A 1,744-nucleotide genomic window follows, 5' to 3' on the forward strand; every position below is an offset into this window, starting at 1 on the left:
TTCTTGCACCATTACTACCTTTCTTCGTCCGAAAATCCATACAGTGTTTACTTGAACCACTTATTCAGCAAGCCCTATGTAGGGCTTGGTGAGAGTAGAGAGCCTGACTAATTGTGAAACTTGAGCCCGAGACTGTAGTTGTAGAGTTCTTTGCACACCACACCTTACCACTACAGATAGTTTCACAATTAAAAAATTGCGTAATTCGTGTAGAATATATGGAAAAGTTTTTAGGTAAAAAAAACGGATGAAAATACTATTTCTAGACCAGAGCGGTAAGCCTGGTGGCGCAGAGCTTTGCCTAATAGATATTGCCAAACCCTACCGAGATAGCTGTCTAGTTGGCTTATTTGTAGATGGTTCTTTTAGGCAATTACTAGAACAACAGCAAATTCCCGTTGAGGTGTTAGCAACTGAAGCGATAAAAGTTCGTAAAGAAAGCAGCTTGACACAGAGTTTAAGTAGTGTAACCGCGCTACTACCTTTGATTGCTAAAGTGGTTCAAAAAGCTCGTCAATACGATTTGGTCTACGCCAACACGCAAAAAGCTCTAGTTGTTGGTGCATTAGCTAGCTTTTTGAGTCGTCGCCCTCTCGTGTATCATTTGCATGACATTTTATCTACAGACCATTTCAGCCCAAGCAACTTAAAACTAGCTGTAACTTTGGCTAATCGCTTTGCATCATTGGTTATTGCTAACTCTAAAGCAAGTCAGGCTGCTTTTCTAGAAGCAGGAGGACGCTCGGACATAATCGATGTCGTCTACAATGGCTTTGAGCCTGAAGTCTATCAGAGTGATCACTCTAAAATTAGCCAACTCAAGACACAACTAGAACTTGATGGGCAATTTATAGTAGGTCATTTCAGTCGATTGTCACCTTGGAAAGGTCAACATATTTTAATTGAAGCACTTACCTACTGTCCCAAAGAGGTAACAGCTATTTTAGTGGGTGATGCGTTCTTTGGCGAACAGGATTATGTCCAGCAATTACATAAACAAGTGGCAGAATTAGGACTTGAAGATCGAGTTAAGTTTTTAGGATTTCGTTCAGATATTCCGCAGTTGATGGCAATTTGTAATTTAGTTGCACATACCTCAACCGCACCCGAACCTTTTGGCAGAGTTATTGTCGAGGCGATGCTGTGTGGTAGACCTATAGTTGCTGCTCAATCTGGAGGTGCTATTGAATTAATAGAGCCTGGGATTAATGGATTTTTGGTTCCTCCCGGCAAGCCACACCAACTCGCAGAAGTTATTAATACCTGTCATAACCAACCTGAGTCTACGATCGCGATCGCCCAATCTGCATACGAGATAGCTAGTCGGCGTTTTCACCAGACCAACATCGATCGGCAGATAGCGCATTTACTCGTTCAAACTTTTACCTGACTTGTAACAATATATTAGATACCCCTCTTCTGTCACTAAGCGGCAGGAGAAAATAAGAATTTACTCTCATATATTAAGTAAGAGAAGGGATTTGGGTAAAAATTCATTAACGCTCTTAATCGAGCCAAGCCTGTAGATAATTGTGGAATCGGGAAAACTTTTAGCTAGGGTTTGCTGAATAATCGATCGCAAACTCAGAACAGGAGCGATCGATATATTCAAGCAAAGTTAAATATAAGTTTTTTCTGTATCGCGTCCCCCCATTTATAATTGGGGCTTATCTTCAACCCAAAAACAGGTGTTCTTTTTCCAAATAGACATAAAAACACACAAAAAAGCCGACGCCACCAGGTA

Annotated in this window: 1 protein-coding gene; it reads left to right on the forward strand. The window is 40.9% G+C overall.

Features of this window, described 5'->3' with window-relative positions; genetic code table 11:
* The first annotated feature begins 247 nt into the window (after positions 1 to 247).
* The gene (locus QUB14_RS28525) at positions 248 to 1,390 is read left to right on the forward strand and encodes a glycosyltransferase (RefSeq protein WP_333221620.1); all 1,143 of its coding nucleotides are present in this window, start codon (positions 248 to 250) and stop codon (positions 1,388 to 1,390) included.
* The last annotated feature ends 354 nt before the right edge of the window (positions 1,391 to 1,744 follow it).

The organism is Microcoleus sp. B3-D2, assembly GCF_036705345.1.
Classification (GTDB): domain Bacteria; phylum Cyanobacteriota; class Cyanobacteriia; order Cyanobacteriales; family Microcoleaceae; genus Microcoleus.